We start from the raw sequence: 18,239 nt of genomic DNA on the forward strand, positions 1-18,239 counted from the left end.
GTAAAGAGACAAGGGTATTTCAATATAATGTGATTGAAATTCAATCAAAAATAGTCTAATTTCTTAAAATAATAAAAACCCGCATGCAAAAAAATGCACACGGGCGTTTTATTTATTATTTTTTAGCTTCTTCGATGTAAGAAATAGCTTGACCTACAGTAGCAATGTTTTCAGCTTGGTCGTCTGGAATTTGAATATCAAATTCTTTTTCGAACTCCATAATAAGCTCAACAGTGTCTAATGAATCAGCTCCTAAATCGTTTGTGAAGCTAGCTTCTGTTACAACTTCGTTTTCGTCAACACCTAATTTGTCTACGATAATCGCTTTTACTCTTGATGCAATGTCTGACATAATCTTTTAATTTTTAATTTAATTTGTTGGCAAAAATAAAAAACTTTATTTTAAAACAACCTTTTTGTTACTAAATGTGACCACGAATTTAAAAAAAATAATTCACAAAGGCTTCTTTTTTTTATTTTTTACCAAATTTTATTCTTTTTTTTGTGGGAAGAAATCAATAGAAAATGAAGAATATTGTGCTTTTTGCTTCCGGAAATGGCTCAAATGCCGAAGAAATAATCAGGTATTTTAAAAAAAATAACCAAGGAACTGTAGTCGCCATCTTTTCTAACAAACCAGATGCCAAAGTGTTAGATAGAGCAAAAAATCATAACATTTCTTCAGTGGTTTTTAACAAAGCGCAATTAAATGAAGGTTTTGTCTTGGAAAAATTACATCAGTTTCAACCTGATTTAATTGTTTTAGCCGGATTTCTACTAAAATTTCCTGAGTCTATATTAAAAGAATATCCAAAAGTGATTAATATTCATCCTGCCTTACTGCCAAAATATGGCGGAAAAGGGATGTATGGCATGAATGTGCATCAAGCAGTTTTAGATAATAATGAAAAAGAAACCGGAATTACCATTCATTATGTAAACGAACATTACGATGAAGGCGAATTTATTTTTCAAAAATCAGTAAATATCGAAGATTGCAAAACCGCGGAAGAAATTGCGCATAAAATTCACGAATTAGAACATCAATATTTTCCTGAAGTAATAGGAAAGCTAATAAACTAATTTATGAAAACTTTACATTTTAAATTCCTAATAATTTTCATTTTTCATTTAAATTTTGTTTTTAGTCAAGATAAGATTGAGTTGAAAGAATTTGGATTTAGCATGAATAATCCTGAAGGTTGGTTTGCTTATAATAGAAATCAAATAGTTTCTAATATTAATCAATTTGATTTAAATAAGGATGAAATTGACAGATTTTCAAAACAAGTTGATAAATCTATTGAATATATCACATTGTCGAAGTATCAAAAAGGCAAATATTTAGGAGCTATCCCTACTATTAATATTAGAGTAGATAAAAACCCAACAAAAGATATTTTAGAGTTGCAAAAAGCGCTTTATTTATCATTAGAGCAAAACAAAGCTACTTTTAAAAATTTGCATTTTATTGAAAAATCGAATATAGTAGATATAGAAGGTACTAAAATTATTAGAACAATATTTAGTTACACTTTAAAAATCGAAAATGTTGAATATAAATTAAAGTCATACAAGGTTTTAATTCCCGTAGGAAAATTTTATATTAACATTAATTTTATAGAGGAAGAAAATAAAGAAGACAACTCGATTTTATATGAAGAATTAATAAATTCTATTAAAATAATAAATTCAGAAAAATAATAAATGCCTCACGAAGTCCACATATATACAGACGGCGCTGCCAAGGGAAATCCTGGTCCGGCTGGCTATGGCGTTGTGATGGAAATGGTGGGAACACCTTATAAAAAAGAATTTTACGAAGGTTTCCGATTGTCTACCAATAATAGAATGGAATTATTAGCGGTAATTGTAGGTTTAGAAAAATTAAAAAACCCAAAAACCAAAGTCTTAGTCGTTTCGGATTCGAAATATGTGGTCGATTCGGTAGAAAAGCGTTGGGTTTTTCAGTGGGAAAAAATCAACTTCAAAGCCAAGAAAAATCCAGATTTATGGATGCGTTTCTTAAAAATTTACCGAAAACACCAAGTTGATTTTCAATGGGTAAAAGGACACAACAGTCATCCGCAAAATGAACGCTGCGATGAATTAGCTGTTATGGCTTCGCAACAAGAAAAATTATCGATTGATGAGTTTTATGAGCGAGAAGAAGGGAAGTTGTTGTAATAAAAAAGGAGCTTTTCAGCTCCTTGTAATTATTTAGTTTCTTTTGTTAAATCGAATCGGTAAATCGCGTCAAATCCTAGATATATAGAAGAATCAAATTCCGAATTTAGTCGGTTTCTTTTATCAGTACTCAATGGAAATGTCAAGACTTGTGCCCCCACTTTTTCGTTACTGCTGTACACACCATAATCTGTTGTGTCAAATCCAACTTTTCCTCTCAAAATGATTGAGTTTTCCATTAACCCAAGTGCTGCATACATAGCAAAACGAATCGATTCTTCTTGGGTATAAAAGTCTGAATTAAATTCTGATAAATTATAGGATTTAATTGAGGTAAGTAAGTCAGTACCTACACTAAATTTTTTAGTTAATGCGTAATTTGCATCCATACGAATTGGTAATGTAGCATTTATGTAAAATTTATTGTTTTTTGATCGATGCCAAATACCAATTAATGGTGTAATAGTAGAACCATGGTTTTCTGACGAAGCATATAATCCAAATTTAACTTTTGAAGTTTCATTGTATTGATAATCTAAAACAGCTAATCCTCCAAATTGGAAATCATTTGAACCAATATTATCAAAATCTGATGCTATTTTTGGAAGAAAAACATAGGTGCCCGACCATTTTTCAGAATGTTGGTATTTCATTCCTAAGTTTAAACGTGTCATAGTTAAACTAGTTCTTTCTGAAGCTTGGGAAAAATTTAATCGTGTGTTTTCAACCGTAAATCCAGTTAATAAAACAGCTTTTTCAGATAACTTTTTAGGATAGTAAAGTTCCATATTTAGATTGTTTACACTTGTTTCGTAGTCATTGTCTACATTTCCTAATGTCGCATTATTTAAAGATAATTTAAAAATATCAACATAGTCTTGCGCACTAACAGAAACTGTAAATAGAGCAAAAAGCATTAAGAATTTAATTTTTTTCATAAGTTTTTTTGTTTTTTATTTATTAAAATTTTTTCAAAAATATTCTTTAGCTATTAAAATTGTTAAAAAATTAGAAAGTATTAAATTATGATAGTCATAAAATTAATTTATGAATAAGGTTTTTGATCATAAATATGTGCAAAATCCTAACCTTCAAAACCTTTTAAACTTTTAAACTCATAAACTTTTAAACTTCTAAACAAAAACTTATCTTTGCACCTTATTTCAAATTCAATTTAATGAACAAACTATTAATAGTAGGAACAGTAGCTTTTGATGCTATTGAAACGCCTTTCGGAAAAACAGACAAAATTTTAGGTGGAGCTGCGACTTACATTGGTTTAGCGTCTAACTTTTTTAATGTAGATGCAGCAGTAGTTTCTGTGGTTGGTGAAGATTTTCCAAAGGAATATTTAGATTTATTAGAAAATAAAGGAGTTAATATAGAAGGAATCGAAATCGTAAAAGGTGGAAAAACCTTCTTTTGGAGTGGAAAATACCACAACGACTTAAATTCTCGAGATACTTTAGTTACTGAATTAAACGTTTTGGCTGATTTTAATCCAGTTGTGCCACAAGCGTATAAAAATTCAGATGTAGTTTTATTAGGAAACTTACACCCAATTGTACAATCAGGTGTTTTAAACCAAATGTCTGAAAGACCAAAGTTAGTTGTTTTAGATACAATGAACTTTTGGATGGATTGTGCCTTACCAGAATTATTAGACGTGATTAAACGTGTAGATGTAATCACAATCAACGATGAAGAAGCGCGTCAGTTATCAGGAGAATATTCTTTGGTAAAAGCAGCGGCTAAAATCCATACCATGGGACCAAAATATGTGGTTATCAAAAAAGGAGAACACGGAGCGTTATTGTTCCACAACAAAGAGGTTTTCTTTGCTCCAGCTTTACCATTAGAAGAAGTATTTGATCCAACAGGTGCTGGTGATACTTTCGCAGGTGGTTTTGCAGGTTACATTGCACAATCAGAGAACATTTCGTTTAGCAATTTGAAAAACGCTATTATTTACGGTTCAAATTTAGCTTCTTTCTGTGTGGAGAAATTTGGAACAGAACGAATGGAGAATTTAGATAAAAATGAAGTGAATGCGCGTTTGAAACAATTCAAAGCCTTAACACAATTTGAAATAGAATTAGAAGAATAAAAACGTGCCTCGAAATTTCGGGGCATTTTTTGTTTCAAAAAGAATAAGAATTACAACAACCTACAACAACACAACAACTTATGAGTGACGCTATACAACACGAATGTGGAATTGCATTACTACGATTAAAAAAACCGTTAGAATTCTATAAAGAAAAATACGGAACCGCTTTCTATGGTGTACAAAAAATGTACTTACTTATGGAGAAGCAACACAACCGCGGTCAAGACGGAGCTGGATTAGCGAGTATTAAATTGGATGTAAATCCAGGAGAAAGATACATCAGCCGTATTCGTTCAAACGACCCGCAACCTATTAAGGATATCTTCGCTCAAATTAACGACAGAATCAGTCGCGAGTTAGAAGAACATCCAGAATATCAAAACAATGTGGCACTTCAAAAACAAAATATTCCGTATTTGGGAGAATTGTTTTTAGGTCACGTTCGTTATGGAACTTTCGGTAAAAATAGCATCGAAAGTGTTCACCCATTTTTACGTCAAAACAATTGGATGCATCGTAATTTAATTGTGGCTGGGAATTTCAATATGACTAACGTAAAGGAGTTGTTTCAAAACTTAATTGACTTAGGACAACATCCAAAACAAATGGCCGATACTGTTACCGTAATGGAAAAAATCGGACATTTCTTAGATGATGAGGTTACCGAATTATACAAACAATGCAAATTAGAAGGTTTCTCTAAACAAGAAGCTTCACCAATTATTGGCGAACGATTAAATGTACAACGCATTTTAGAACGTGCTTCTCGTAATTTCGATGGAGGTTATGCAATGGCTGGACTTTTTGGTCATGGCGATTCGTTTGTTTTGCGCGATCCTGCCGGAATTCGTCCTGCGTATTTCTACGAAGATGATGAAATTGTGGTAGTCGCTTCAGAACGCCCGGTAATTCAAACGGTTTTCAATGTACCTTTCGAAAAAGTGCAAGAATTAACTCCAGGAAGTGCTATCATCATCAAGAAAAACGGAAATGTTTCTATTCAGGAAGTAAGAACACCATTAATCAAAAAAGCATGTTCGTTTGAACGCATTTATTTTTCTCGCGGAAGCGATGCCGAAATCTACAGAGAACGTAAAGAATTAGGAAAATTAATCTTTCCAAGTGTTCTAAAAGCAATTGATAACGATACCGACAACACCGTTTTCTCTTTTATTCCAAATACTGCAGAAACTTCTTTTTACGGAATGTCAGAAGCGGCTCAAGATTTCTTAAATCAGAGAAAAGCCAAAATGATTATCGAGCAAAAAGATACATTGACTGAAGATACCTTGAAAGAATTGCTTTCAGTTAAAATCAGAACGGAAAAAATCGCAATTAAAGATGCCAAATTAAGAACGTTTATTACTGAAGATAGCAGTCGTGATGATTTAGTAGCTCACGTGTATGATGTAACGTATGGCGTGGTAAAACCAACCGATAATTTGGTTATTATTGATGATAGTATTGTGAGAGGAACTACCTTAAAACAAAGTATTATTAAAATGATGGATCGTTTGCATCCAAAGAAAATTGTTGTGGTTTCATCGGCTCCTCAAATTCGTTACCCAGATTGTTACGGAATTGATATGGCGAAATTAGAAGGTTTAGTGGCTTTCAGAGCAGCTTTAGATTTATTAAAAGAACGCAATTTATATCATATAGTAGAAGAAGTATATCAAAAATCGAAAGCACAAGAAGATTTTAGTGATGCTGATGTAGTGAATTATGTAAAAGAAATTTATGCGCCATTCACTGATCAAGAAATTTCAGATAAAATTGCCGAAATGCTTACGCCAGAAGACACAAAAGCAGCAGTAAAAATCATTTATCAAACAGTAGAAGATTTACATATTGCTTGTCCAAAGAATTTAGGCGATTGGTATTTCACAGGAGATTATCCAACCGATGGAGGAAATCGTGTAGTAAATCGTGCATTCATGAATTTTTATGAAGGAAAAGATGCTCGAGCTTATTAAAATATGCGTTTCATCGACTTTTTATTTCGTTTAACAATTTTTTTATAGTAATACAAAATCTCACCATACTTTAGCTCTACCAGAAAATTAGTAGGTTAAGTTTTATGGTAGATTTGGGGCAAAAAGGGTACGCAATGCGTGCCTTTTTTTTTGCCCAAAAAGTAAGTTTTAACTAAAATAAGGGTGTTATTTTATGTAAAAATTGCATTTCATCGACTTTTTAATTCGTTTAACAATTTTTTTATGCAAGCATAGTATCTTATACTACTTTAGCTCTACCAGAAAATTAGTAGGTTAAGTTTTATGGTAGATTTGGGGCAAAAAGGGTACGCAATGCGTGCCTTTTTTTTTGCCCAAAAACTTAGAGATTTGTTATAAAAAATTAAAAAAATAACTGTTTTGTTTTTTTAAATTGCATTTCGTCGAGTTTTTGTGTTATTCAACAATTTTTTTATGCAAGCATTTTATCTTGTACTACTTTAGTCCTACCAGAAAATTAGTAGGTTAAGTTTTATGGTAGATTTGGGGCAAAAAGGGTGAAAGCAATTTCACCTTTTTTATTTTAATAAACTTGGTAACAAAAAAGGCGAGGATTAAAAATCCTCGCCTTTTTTAATTTTATTTATTCTGAATTATTTCGCTGCAGCAAAACGTTTTGCTACTTCTGTCCAGTTAATTACATTAAAGAATGCTTCCATATAATCAGGACGTCTGTTTTGATAATTTAAATAATAAGCGTGTTCCCAAACATCCATTCCTAAGATTGGTTGTCCACCACAAGCAACACCTGGCATAATTGGGTTGTCTTGGTTTGGAGTAGAACAAACTTCTAATTTTCCGTCTTTCACACATAACCAAGCCCATCCTGAACCAAAACGAGTAGCTCCCGCTTTAGAAAATTCTGCTTTAAAAGCATCAAATGAACCAAACGCAGCATCAATAGCATTAGCTAAATCACCTGTTGGTAATCCACCACCATTTGGCGACATAATTTCCCAAAACATTGTGTGATTATAATGTCCACCACCATTGTTACGAACTGCCATATTGTTCATATCTAAATTCTTCATTAAATCTTCAATAGATTTTCCTTCTAAATCTGTTCCGGCAATTGCAGCGTTTAAGTTAGTAACGTAAGCATTATGGTGCTTAGAATGGTGAATTTCCATTGTTCTTGCATCAATATGTGGTTCTAATGCATCGTATGCATAAGGTAATTGTGGTAATTCAAAAGCCATAATATTTTATTTTTAGATTAGTAATATTTTCACCAAATTTACAAATTAAACTTCGGAATCAAAAATAGATAGTTTCTATACCACTATTATTAAGATAAATATAACATTTGAACACAACTGCTTTCACCATATACGACGCTTCGGCTGGCTCCGGAAAAACATACACGCTAACGAAAGAGTATTTAAAAATTCTTTTCTTAGCCACTAATGATGATGCGTATCGAAAAATTCTCGCCATTACGTTTACCAACAAAGCGGTGGAAGAAATGAAAAGCCGAATTGTTTCCAGTTTGTACGAGTTTTCCATTGATACCACTTCCGATAAAGCGATGGAATTGCTAAAAGATGTTTCGGCTGAAACTAAATTGAGCATTGCCACTTTAAAAGATAAATCGAAAGCCATAATCAAAAATATCATTCATAATTATGCGGCGTTTGATATTTCTACGATTGATAAATTCACGCATAAAGTTATCCGAACATTTGCTCAAGATTTGAATTTGCCACCGAATTTTGAAGTTTCGTTGGAAACCGATTCACTTTTGCAAGAAGCCATCGATTTAGTCATTTCTAAAGCTGGTGATGATGTAAATTTGACTAAATTATTAATCGAATTTTCAAAAGAAAAAACCGACGACGATAAAAATTGGGACATTTCTGCCGAATTATTAAAGGTTGCCCAACTGATTACAAACGAAAATAATTCGGAAGAAATCAAAGAAATGGCTGATAAGAGTTTGGATGATTTTGGTGTAATCAAAAAGAAATTGCAGGAGGAAAATAAAGAGTTAAAATCGGAATGTAAAGCTATTGCTCAAAGCGTTTTGGGTTTGATTGATGGAAATGGTGTTTCTCGAAAATCGTTTTATTCCAGTTATGTTCCCAATCATTTAGAAAAAGTTGCAGCGGATAAAATTGCTATAAACGAAACGATAATTAATTATTTAGACGGAACAAAATCGCCTTATTCAAAGACGGTTCCACAATCTGATAAAGATTTTATTGATGAAAATGCTTCTGAAATTTTAACTTCGGTTATTGCAATCAATGAAAAAGCGGGAAAAATTTCAATGTATGAAGCTTTTCTCCAAAATCTAAACCCCTTGTCGTTGTTAAACACGATTTATCAAGAATTCAAACAAATTCAAGAAGAGCAAAATTTAGTTTCGATTTCCGATTTCAATAAAATCATTCACAACGAAATTCAAAACCAACCAGCGCCTTTTATTTACGAGCGTTTGGGCGAAAAATACCGTCATTATTTCATCGATGAATTTCAAGACACTTCGGTAATGCAATGGCAAAATTTAATTCCGCTAATTGATAACGCGCTTTCTGGTCAAGACGATTTTGGTCAGCAAGGAACTTTGATGTTGGTTGGTGATCCAAAACAAGCCATTTACCGTTGGCGTGGTGGAAAAGCCGAACAATTTATCGATTTAGCAAAAGAAGACAAAAAGTATAATCCGTTTTCTAATAAAGACAAAAAAACGCTTCGTTTAGGAACCAATTATCGTAGTTTTAGCGAAGTAATTCAGTTTAATAATGCGTTTTTCAAGCAATTATCTGATAAATTCGAAAATCCAGATTATGAAAATTTATACGAAAATCTTTCACATCAAGAAATCAATTCCAAAAACGGTGGTTATGTGAATTTGTCGTTCATCGAAGTGCCAGAAGACGAAACTGAAGTCGAAGGTTTTGATTCGGACAACGATTCGATTTCGGTAAAAGATAAATTTTACTTGAATCAAACGTTAAGAACGATTGAAAAATGTATCGCAAACGGATTTGAATATAAAGATATCGTGTTGCTTACGCGAACAAAAGCACCTGGAATTAAGTTGGCGAATTTCTTAACCGAAAACAGTGTTCCGATCTTGTCTTCTGAAACGTTATTGATTCAAAATGCAACCGAAGTGAAGTTGTTGATTGCGTTGCTTCGTTATTTGAAAAACCCAAAAGATGATGAGTCAAAAGTCTATTTCTTGTATTTTATTGCGAAATATTTGCAATCAGAAGTAGCAATTCATGATTTTATTTTGACTGCAAAAGATAAAAATTCGGAAGAATTAGAAACGTTTTTGAAAACCATCGGAATTGATATTTCGTTCAAAAATTGCAAGAAAAAATCGCTGTATGAAGCAGTCGAAATTTTGATTGCGACGTTTTTAAATGACAAAGTGAATACTTCGTATTTGCAATATTTCTTGGATTTGGTGTTAGAAAAAGATGTAAAAGTACAATCGAGCATTGCGGATTTCTTGGAGTATTGGGACAAAATTGGCTACCAAAAAAGTATTCCGTCACCAGAAGGAACAAACGCAGTTCGCATCATGACGATTCACAAATCAAAAGGTTTGGAATTTCCAGTTGTGATTTTTCCGTTTGCCGAGGAAGATTTTTCGAGAAAAATTAAAGATAAACTTTGGATTCCGTTAGAAGATTCGAATATTGATTTGCCAAAAGCGTTAATCAATAACAGAAAAGAAGTCGAAAGTTACGGAAACGAAGCAAAAACCATTTTTCAAACCAAAAACCAAGAAGAAGTTTTAGATACGATTAACGTTTTATATGTTGCATTAACGAGAGCTGAAGAACAATTGTATGTGATTTCGAATAAACTTACAACCAAAAAAGGCGATTTGGTTACCAATAATTTATCGTATTATTTTATAGAGTTTTTACAGAATTCAGGCAAATATGAAGACGCAAAATTGGAATACGAATTTGGTAATCCAACCCGAATTTCAACTAACAAAGCTCACGAAGGTAAAAACAATCAAATTGGTATTGTAATCAATAAGTTAAATCCAAAAAACATCAAAATTGCACAACGCGAAGCTTTAATGTGGGGAACCATTCAGCAAGATGCAATTAATTTTGGGAATATTTTGCATGAAATCATGGCGTTTATTCATACGAAAGACGATGTGGATTTAGCCATTCAAAAAGCAACAGAATTAGGATTGATTACGTTTTCTCAACAAGAAGTTTTCAAAGAAACGATTCAAAACATTGTCAATCATTCGGAATTAAAAGAATATTTTGAACCTGAAGCCAAAGTGTTTAATGAGCAAAATATCATTAAAAAAGCCACAAAAAATAGCAAACCAGATAGAGTTGTAATTAAGAATAATGTTGCGTATTTATTAGATTATAAAACAGGAGAAAAACACAACAAACACAAAGCACAATTGGAAGAATATGAATTGGCTTTACAAGAAATGAATTATACCGTTGCAAAAAAAGCACTCATATATATAGGAGAAAGTATAGAAATAGTAACTTTGTAACCATTAACACAACCATAAACGATTAATATATTATGTACGGAAAAATCCAACAACACCTACAAAACGAATTAAATACCATTCAAGAAAACGGATTATTTAAAAAAGAACGCATTATTACGTCACCTCAAGGAGCAGAAATTACAATTTCTACTGGAGAAACGGTTTTAAATTTTTGTGCGAACAATTATTTAGGATTATCATCACATCCAGAAGTGGTTCAAGCAGCGAAAGACGCTTTAGATTCTCATGGTTTCGGAATGTCATCAGTACGTTTTATTTGTGGAACTCAAGATATCCACAAAGAATTAGAACAAAAAATCGCTAATTTCTACGGAACAGAAGATACTATTTTATATGCAGCCGCTTTTGATGCTAACGGAGGAGTTTTTGAACCTTTACTAGGAGAAGAAGATTGTATTATTTCCGATTCTTTGAATCATGCTTCCATTATCGACGGGGTTCGTTTATGTAAAGCAGCACGTTATCGTTATGAAAATTCCAATATGGAAGATTTAGAGCAACAATTGATTAAAGCTACTGAAGCTGGTCATCGTTTTAAGCTTATTGTAACTGATGGAGTTTTTTCAATGGACGGATTAGTGGCGCCATTAGACAAAATTTGCGATTTAGCCGATAAGTATGATGCTTTAGTAATGGTTGATGAATGCCACGCAGCGGGTTTCATTGGAGCAACAGGAAAAGGGACATTAGAAGCTAAAGGTGTAATGGGAAGAGTGGATATCATCACAGGGACTTTAGGGAAAGCTTTAGGTGGTGCAATGGGTGGTTATACAACCGCTAAAAAAGAAGTGATTGAAATTTTACGCCAACGTTCGCGTCCATATTTATTTTCTAACTCGTTAGCACCTTCTATTGTAGGAGCTTCTTTAAAAGTTTTTGAATTATTAGAAAAAGACACTACACTTAGAGATAAATTAGAGTGGAATACGAATTATTTCAAAGCTGGATTAAGAAAAGCAGGCATAGATTTCATCGATGGAGACTCTGCAATTGTGCCTGTTATGCTATATGATGCTAAATTATCGCAAATAATGGCAGAAGAACTGTTAAAAAAAGGAATCTATGTTATAGGGTTTTTCTTTCCAGTTGTTCCAAAGGATAAAGCTCGTATTAGAGTGCAATTATCAGCTGCGCATACACAAGCACATTTGGATAAAGCTATAGAAGCTTTCACTGAAGTTGCCAAAAATTTAGGAATAATCAAGTAAAATCCGACAAATAAGTAATTTTTTTTAACAAAACTTTTTGTAGTTAAAAAAAACGTATTACTTTTGTTCCAATTATAACGCATTGTAATTAAATAAAAAACAAGTATGAAACATCTTAACAAATTATTTGCTGCCGCTTTATTGTTTGCAGGTATGACAACTCAAGCGCAAGACAGCAACAACCCGTGGGCAATCTCTTTTGGTGCTAACGGAGTAGACACTAAAGTAAGTGCTGTTGGAAACGATAGTCCAAAATGGATCCAATTAGCTAACGTGAAAGAAAACTGGAATATAGTTCCTGCTGTTTCCTATGTTAATGTATCAAGATATGTAGGTGATGGTTTTTCTTTTGGATTAACTGGTTCTGTTAACAGAATTAACAAGTGGGTTGAAAGAGATTTAACAACTGATTATACTGATTTAGTTGTAAATCCTGGAGATTTAAATTATTTCGCATTTGATGCTACTATTAAATATAGTTTCATGGAAATGTTGAAATCTAAATGGTTAGATCCATCTATCAATGTAGGTGGTGGTTATAACTTTTTTGGTGATGCATCTGCTGGAACTGTAAATGGTGGTTTAGGATTAACATTTTGGGTTACTGAAAATGTAGGTTTACAGTTACAATCTGTTTACAAACATTCATTTGATGATAACAGAGTTGCTGATCTTGATGTTCCAACTCATATCCAACATTTCGCTGGTATTACTTTCAAATTTGGAGGTAAAGATACAGACGGTGATGGAATTTATGACAAAGATGACGCATGTCCTGAAGTTGCTGGTTTACCAGAATTCAAAGGATGTCCTGATACAGATAAAGATGGTATCCAAGATTCAGAAGACGCTTGTCCAGAAGAAGTTGGAACTAAAGAATTAAACGGTTGTCCTGATAATGATGGAGATGGAATCATTAATTCAGAAGATGCTTGTCCAGAAGACAAAGGAACTAAAATGATGAACGGATGTCCAGATGCTGACGGTGACGGTGTTGCTGATAAAGATGACAAATGTCCTACTGTAGCTGGTGCTAAAGATAACGCTGGTTGTCCATGGCCTGATACTGACGGTGACGGTGTTGCTGATAAAGATGACAAATGTCCAACTGTAGCTGGTACTGTTGCTAACAATGGTTGTCCAGAAGTTTCTGACGAAACAATGAAAAAATTAAATGATTACGGTAAAACTATCTTGTTTAACTCAGGTAAAGCTTCTTTCCAAAAACAAACAATGCCAGTTTTACAAGCAATGGCTGCTATCTTAAAAGAGTATCCTACTGCTAAGTTCTCATTAGAAGGACATACAGATTCTGATGGTAAAGATGCAATGAACCAAAAATTATCTGAAGATAGAGCTGCTGCAGTTAAGAATTTCTTAATTGAGCAAGGTATCGATGCTTCAAGATTATCTTCTAAAGGTTTTGGTGAGTCTATGCCAGTAGATTCTAACAAAACTTCTAAAGGTAAAGCTAACAACAGAAGAGTAGAAGTGAAATTAGTTAAATAATTTCTTTGTAAAATATAATAGGAAACGTCCCGATATTTCGGGACGTTTTTTTATTTTTATAAAATGAAACAAAATACTTTTTTAGATAAGTTAAGCCAAACCATATTATCTCAATCTGATATTGAATTATCAAATTGTTTGATTGTTTTACCGAATAAAAGAGCCAAAGTGTTTCTTTTGGAATGTTTAAAAAATCAATTAGAAACCACTTCATTTGCGCCAACTATAATAAGTATTGAAGATTTTATTCAAGAAATTTCTGGTCTTCGCACGATTGATCCCATTGAATTTTTATTTGAATTCTACGAAGTCTATCTTTCAGTTACCGAAAAAGCCAAACAACAATCGTTTGAAGAATTTGCTACTTGGGCAAAAACTGCTATTCAAGATTTTAATGAAATCGATAGATATCTATTAGATCCAAGCCATGTGTTTTCTTATTTAGAAGATATTGAAGCTTTGAAACGTTGGAATTTAGAACCATCAAATACCACCAAACTAATAGATACACATTTAGAGTTTTGGGCTAAATTACCTTTATACTACGAATCTTTTTACAATCATTTATTAAAAAAGGGAATCGGTTATCAAGGTTTATTGTATAGAGAAGCAGTGAAAAACTTAGCTTCGTTTACCACAACAATTACCAATCAAATTTACTTCGCAGGTTTCAATGCACTAAATCAAGCCGAAGAAAGAATTTTCAAACATTTAGCCAGCGAGAATAAAGCCAAAATCTATTGGGATATCGATGAGGTTTTTTTGGATGATTCGTATCACGATGCAGGTTTATTCATTCGAAAGTTTAAAAAAGAATGGAAGCCTTTTGTAAACCAAAATTTCGAATGGGTGGTGAATCATTTTAGTGAAGCTAAAAACATTGAAATTATTGGTACGCCAAAAAGCATCGGTCAAGCTAAAATTGTAGGAACTATTATTGAAAAAATTCAATGTGAAAACCCAAATTTAGAGAAAACAGCCGTTGTTCTAGGCGATGAAAATCTATTGCTTCCAGTTTTATATGGTTTGCCAGAATCAGTTGAGGCGTTGAATATTACAATGGGTTATCTAAGTAAAAATAATCCAGCGCAACTGTTGATTAGTAAGTTGTTCAAGTTGCATACCAATGCCAAACAACGAAACGAAAAAAGCTACACCTTCTATTATAAAGAAGTTTTAGATATTCTAAATCATCCTTTGGTTGAGCCATATTGTAAAGTGGAAGAAGTCGTAAAAGTTATTAATAATAACAATTTTACCTTCTTCTCTAATCAAAAATTATTCAGTTTATACGAAGAAAAATATCCAAACACAGAAAATAAATTCTTTGAATTATTATTCACACGTTGGGACGATTCTATTTCCGATATTTTAGCGAATTTGAATTCGATTTTACTCACCATAAAATCCTATTTAAGTAACGATGATAGTGAAGAGAAAGTAACAAAAGCTTTCGTGTATTCGGTGTTTAAAACAATTAATAAATTAACCAATTATCACGAAACCTATAATCAAATCGAAAGTTTACAATCGTTACAAGCAATTTACAAGCAAATTATCGATTTAGCGGAAGTTTCTTTCGAAGGCGAACCTTTGAGTGGTCTTCAAGTAATGGGTGTTTTAGAAAGCCGTGTATTGGATTTTGAAAATGTGATAATCACTTCAGTAAACGAAGGTAAATTTCCAGCTGGAAAATCTCAAAATTCATTTATTCCATATGATGTAAAGAAAGAACTAGGCTTACCAACGTACAAAGAAAAAGATGCGATTTATTGCTATCACTTTTATCATTTGTTGTTGCGCGCTAAAAACGTTTGGTTGCTTTATAACACCGACAACGAAGGAATCGATGCTGGTGAAAAAAGTCGTTTCATCACGCAATTAGAGATTGAGAAACAGCCAAGTCATACTATTTCAAGTACCATTTACAATGCCGTTTTACCCGAAAAAGCGTACGAACCCGTTACCATTCCAAAAACGGATAAAATCCTAACACGTTTGCACGAAATCGCAACCGATAAAGGATTTTCGCCATCGTCTTTAACGAATTATATTCGAAATCCGTTACAGTTTTATATGCAACGTATTTTGCGCATTAACGAAGCCGATGAAGTGGAAGAAAACATTGCTGTAAATACATTGGGAACTATCATTCACAATGCGTTGGAAGAATTATATACACCCTATTTGAATCAGTTTTTGGCATTGCATCATATTGAAGCGATGGAAGCAAAAATTGACGAAGTCATTTTAAAACATTTCAAAGAAATTTACAAAGAAGGCGAAATCACAAAAGGTAAAAACCTGTTAGCTTTTGAAGTGGCGAAACGAAATGTTTACAATTTTCTACAATTGGAAAAGAAAGATATCGAAGAAGGTCAAGCGATAAAAGTACTATTGTTGGAAGCGAGTTTATCTTGTGAAATCGAAGTAAGATCTTTACCATTTCCAATAAAAATTGCGGGTAAAGTTGACCGAATCGAAGAAAGGAACGGCGCCATCAGAATCATCGATTACAAAACCGGGAAAGTGGATGGGAATAGTTTAAAAATTAACGATTTCACTGATTTGACTTCCGATATTAAAAACGAAAAAATTATTCAGTTGTTGTGTTATGCGTTGATGTTTGAAAATCATGAATTAAAGCAAAACCGAGAAGTTTCGGCCGGAATAGTTTCGTTCAAAAACATGAAAAACGGTTTTTTACCTTTCGGATTAGGAAAAGGAAGAGATGCTGAACTTGTTATTTCAAACGAAATCTTAGAAGATCTAAAATCGGAATTAGAAAAATTGATTCTGGAAATTTTCAATCCAGAAATTCCGTTTAAGGAAAAAGTGTAATAGAATTCAAAACATAAAACAATTGTGCAAAGTTTTGAATTTGCAGAATGATTATTTTAATCAATCAAAAAAAGCAGAAAAATGACAAAAACAAAAATAGTAATAGCCGGAATTGGTGGCGTTGGTGGATATTTTGGCGGACTGTTGGCAAAACAATATTGTGATGATAAAGAAATTGAAATTTGTTTTTTTGCCCGTGGACAACACTTGCTCGAAATACAAAACAATGGCTTAAAAATAATTAAAGGCGAAAATGAGTTTGTAGCCAATCCAATAATTGCAACCGATAATCCAAAGGAAATTGGTGTTGCAGATTTGATAATAATTTGCACAAAAAGTTATGATGTTGAAGCAGTTGTACATCAATTATTACCTTGCATCAACGACAAAACATTTATTTTGCCACTATTAAATGGTGTTGATAGCAATGAAAAAATTCAGAAGATACTTCCAAATAATACAATTTTAAGCGGTTGTGTTTATATTGTTTCTCGTTTAAAACAGCCAGGTGTTATTGAAAATATGGGTAATATTCAAACGTTATATTTTGGCGGTGACAATATTTCTGATAAAAAATTAAAACATTTTGAAACCATTTTTAAGCAAGCAACTATTGAAGCGACACTTTCGCAAAATATTGCAACAATTGTTTGGGAGAAATTTATTTTTATTTCGCCAACAGCAACCGCCACAACGTTTTTTGATAAAAGTATTGGCGAAGTTGTAACTGAAAATCACATAGAAAAAGTTACAGCCTTAATTAATGAAGTGAAACAAATTGCTCAAGCCAACAACATTGAAATTGCAGAAAACATAACCGAATTGACAATCCACAAATTGAAATCGTTACCATTTGAAACAACATCTTCTATGCATTCCGATTTTAAGAACAAAAAAGCGTGTAACGAGTTGCAATCACTAACAGGATATGTAATTGACCAAGGCTTAAAACACAACATCGAAACGCCAATATATGTTGAAGTTTATAACAAACTAAAAAAGCTAAATAGATAAAAGCATTTTAAAAAGGGTTGCTTTTTTGCAAATTTTAAATTTTCTTTAAAAAACCACTCAAAACCGCTAACAATTCCGATTGATTTTCAAAATGACTCATGTGGCCGTCTTCAAAAGTGGTGAGTTGTACTTGCGTGCCTTCGATTTGTTCTAAATTTTCTTTGTAATTTAAAACTGGGTCTTTTTTACCTAAAATGAGTTGAATAGGATAAGGCGCAAAATGTAAAATAACTTCGCGGTCTTTTCTAATTTTCATGCCTTCTAACGCAGCAACAATGCCTTGAAGTGGTGTTTTTAAAGCTTCTAATTTTACTTCTTCGATAATATCCGCTAAACGTTCACGATTGTCTTCACTGAACAAATTAGCAATACTCATGCGAATAAAAGCCGAATAATTTTGCTTCACCGCCACAATAGCTCTGTCACGATTTGTTTTTCGTTCGTCGCTATCAGCTCTTGAAGTGGAATTTTGTAATACAATTCCTTTGACATTATCAGGATATAATTCGGCGAAAGCCAACGCCACATAACCGCCCATCGAATGTCCAATCAAAACCGCTTTCCTGATTTTTAATTCGTGCAACACATGATGCACCATATCGGCTTGGTCTTCCATCGTGTGGACATAACCTAGACATTCTGTTTCACCATGACCTAATAAATCGATAGTAATGATGCGGTGTTTTTTAACTAATTCAGGAATAAACGCTTTCCACATCGATTGATTTTCCAAAAAACCATGCAATAAAACCACAGCCGTTCCTTTTCCTTGGTCGGTGTAACTGATTTTAGTGTTTTTGAAGTTCGTGGTTTTCATAAAGGCAAAGGTAGAGTTTAAA

14 protein-coding genes are annotated in these 18,239 nt (G+C 32.8%); 10 read left to right on the top strand and 4 right to left on the bottom strand.

Translation table 11 applies throughout. The features are described from left to right. Positions 1–115 precede the first annotated feature (115 nt). Complete coding sequence (locus AAEO58_RS03395) at positions 116–352, bottom strand: acyl carrier protein (RefSeq protein WP_007137004.1); 237 nt, start codon at positions 350–352, stop codon at positions 116–118. Between the two features lie 173 nt (positions 353–525). On the opposite strand from AAEO58_RS03395, the gene purN reads away from it, so the two are divergent. From purN to rnhA, 3 genes are all read left to right on the top strand, one after another. Next, positions 526–1,083, top strand: coding sequence for a phosphoribosylglycinamide formyltransferase (gene purN, locus AAEO58_RS03400; protein WP_341681929.1), 558 nt, complete (start codon positions 526–528; stop codon positions 1,081–1,083). 81 nt (positions 1,084–1,164) lie between these two features. Further along, entirely contained in the window at positions 1,165–1,704 is a 540-nt protein-coding gene (locus tag AAEO58_RS03405) for a hypothetical protein (protein ID WP_341681931.1), read from the top strand. 3 nt (positions 1,705–1,707) lie between these two features. Further along, positions 1,708–2,187, top strand: coding sequence for a ribonuclease HI (rnhA, locus tag AAEO58_RS03410; RefSeq protein ID WP_341681933.1), 480 nt, complete (start codon positions 1,708–1,710; stop codon positions 2,185–2,187). Positions 2,188–2,216: 29 nt separating this feature from the next. Here rnhA and AAEO58_RS03415 read toward each other — a convergent pair whose 3' ends face one another. Beyond that, positions 2,217–3,125 carry a DUF6268 family outer membrane beta-barrel protein gene (locus AAEO58_RS03415; protein ID WP_133609276.1) on the bottom strand — a complete coding sequence of 303 codons (909 nt, stop codon included), beginning with the start codon at positions 3,123–3,125 and terminating at the stop codon, positions 2,217–2,219. A 239-nt stretch (positions 3,126–3,364) separates the two neighbouring features. Between AAEO58_RS03415 and AAEO58_RS03420 the strand changes: the two genes are divergently transcribed. Together AAEO58_RS03420 and AAEO58_RS03425 are read left to right on the top strand one after the other, a co-directional pair. Further along, the gene (locus tag AAEO58_RS03420) at positions 3,365–4,294 is read left to right on the top strand and encodes a PfkB family carbohydrate kinase (protein ID WP_264367963.1); all 930 of its coding nucleotides are present in this window, start codon (positions 3,365–3,367) and stop codon (positions 4,292–4,294) included. 80 nt (positions 4,295–4,374) lie between these two features. Continuing rightward, positions 4,375–6,273 carry an amidophosphoribosyltransferase gene (locus tag AAEO58_RS03425; protein WP_341681937.1) on the top strand — a complete coding sequence of 633 codons (1,899 nt, stop codon included), beginning with the start codon at positions 4,375–4,377 and terminating at the stop codon, positions 6,271–6,273. Between the two features lie 632 nt (positions 6,274–6,905). On the opposite strand, the gene AAEO58_RS03430 is transcribed toward AAEO58_RS03425, so the two are convergent. Beyond that, on the bottom strand, positions 6,906–7,511 hold the full coding sequence (locus AAEO58_RS03430; RefSeq protein ID WP_341681939.1) for a superoxide dismutase: 606 nt from the start codon (positions 7,509–7,511) through the stop codon (positions 6,906–6,908). A gap of 107 nt (positions 7,512–7,618) precedes the next feature. Between AAEO58_RS03430 and AAEO58_RS03435 the strand changes: the two genes are divergently transcribed. The 5 genes from AAEO58_RS03435 to AAEO58_RS03455 all read left to right on the top strand — a co-directional run bounded on the left by AAEO58_RS03435 (position 7,619) and on the right by AAEO58_RS03455 (position 17,400). Further along, positions 7,619–10,807 (top strand): UvrD-helicase domain-containing protein, encoded by a 3,189-nt coding sequence (locus tag AAEO58_RS03435; protein WP_341681940.1) that lies wholly within the window; start codon positions 7,619–7,621, stop codon positions 10,805–10,807. 32 nt (positions 10,808–10,839) lie between these two features. Next, complete coding sequence (kbl, locus tag AAEO58_RS03440) at positions 10,840–12,036, top strand: glycine C-acetyltransferase (protein WP_341681941.1); 1,197 nt, start codon at positions 10,840–10,842, stop codon at positions 12,034–12,036. 105 nt (positions 12,037–12,141) lie between these two features. Beyond that, the gene (locus AAEO58_RS03445; RefSeq protein ID WP_341681943.1) at positions 12,142–13,545 is read left to right on the top strand and encodes an OmpA family protein; all 1,404 of its coding nucleotides are present in this window, start codon (positions 12,142–12,144) and stop codon (positions 13,543–13,545) included. 63 nt (positions 13,546–13,608) lie between these two features. Further along, entirely contained in the window at positions 13,609–16,386 is a 2,778-nt protein-coding gene (locus tag AAEO58_RS03450) for a PD-(D/E)XK nuclease family protein (RefSeq protein ID WP_341681945.1), read from the top strand. Between the two features lie 81 nt (positions 16,387–16,467). Beyond that, the gene (locus AAEO58_RS03455; RefSeq protein ID WP_341681947.1) at positions 16,468–17,400 is read left to right on the top strand and encodes a ketopantoate reductase family protein; all 933 of its coding nucleotides are present in this window, start codon (positions 16,468–16,470) and stop codon (positions 17,398–17,400) included. A gap of 34 nt (positions 17,401–17,434) precedes the next feature. Here the strand turns inward: AAEO58_RS03455 and AAEO58_RS03460 are convergent, their stop codons facing one another. Next, positions 17,435–18,217, bottom strand: a complete 783-nt coding sequence (locus AAEO58_RS03460; protein ID WP_341681949.1) for an alpha/beta fold hydrolase — start codon at positions 18,215–18,217, stop codon at positions 17,435–17,437. Between the last annotated feature and the right edge of the window lie 22 nt (positions 18,218–18,239).

Origin of the sequence: Flavobacterium helocola, from assembly GCF_038289885.1 — a bacterium.
In the GTDB taxonomy this organism is placed as follows: domain Bacteria; phylum Bacteroidota; class Bacteroidia; order Flavobacteriales; family Flavobacteriaceae; genus Flavobacterium; species Flavobacterium cheniae.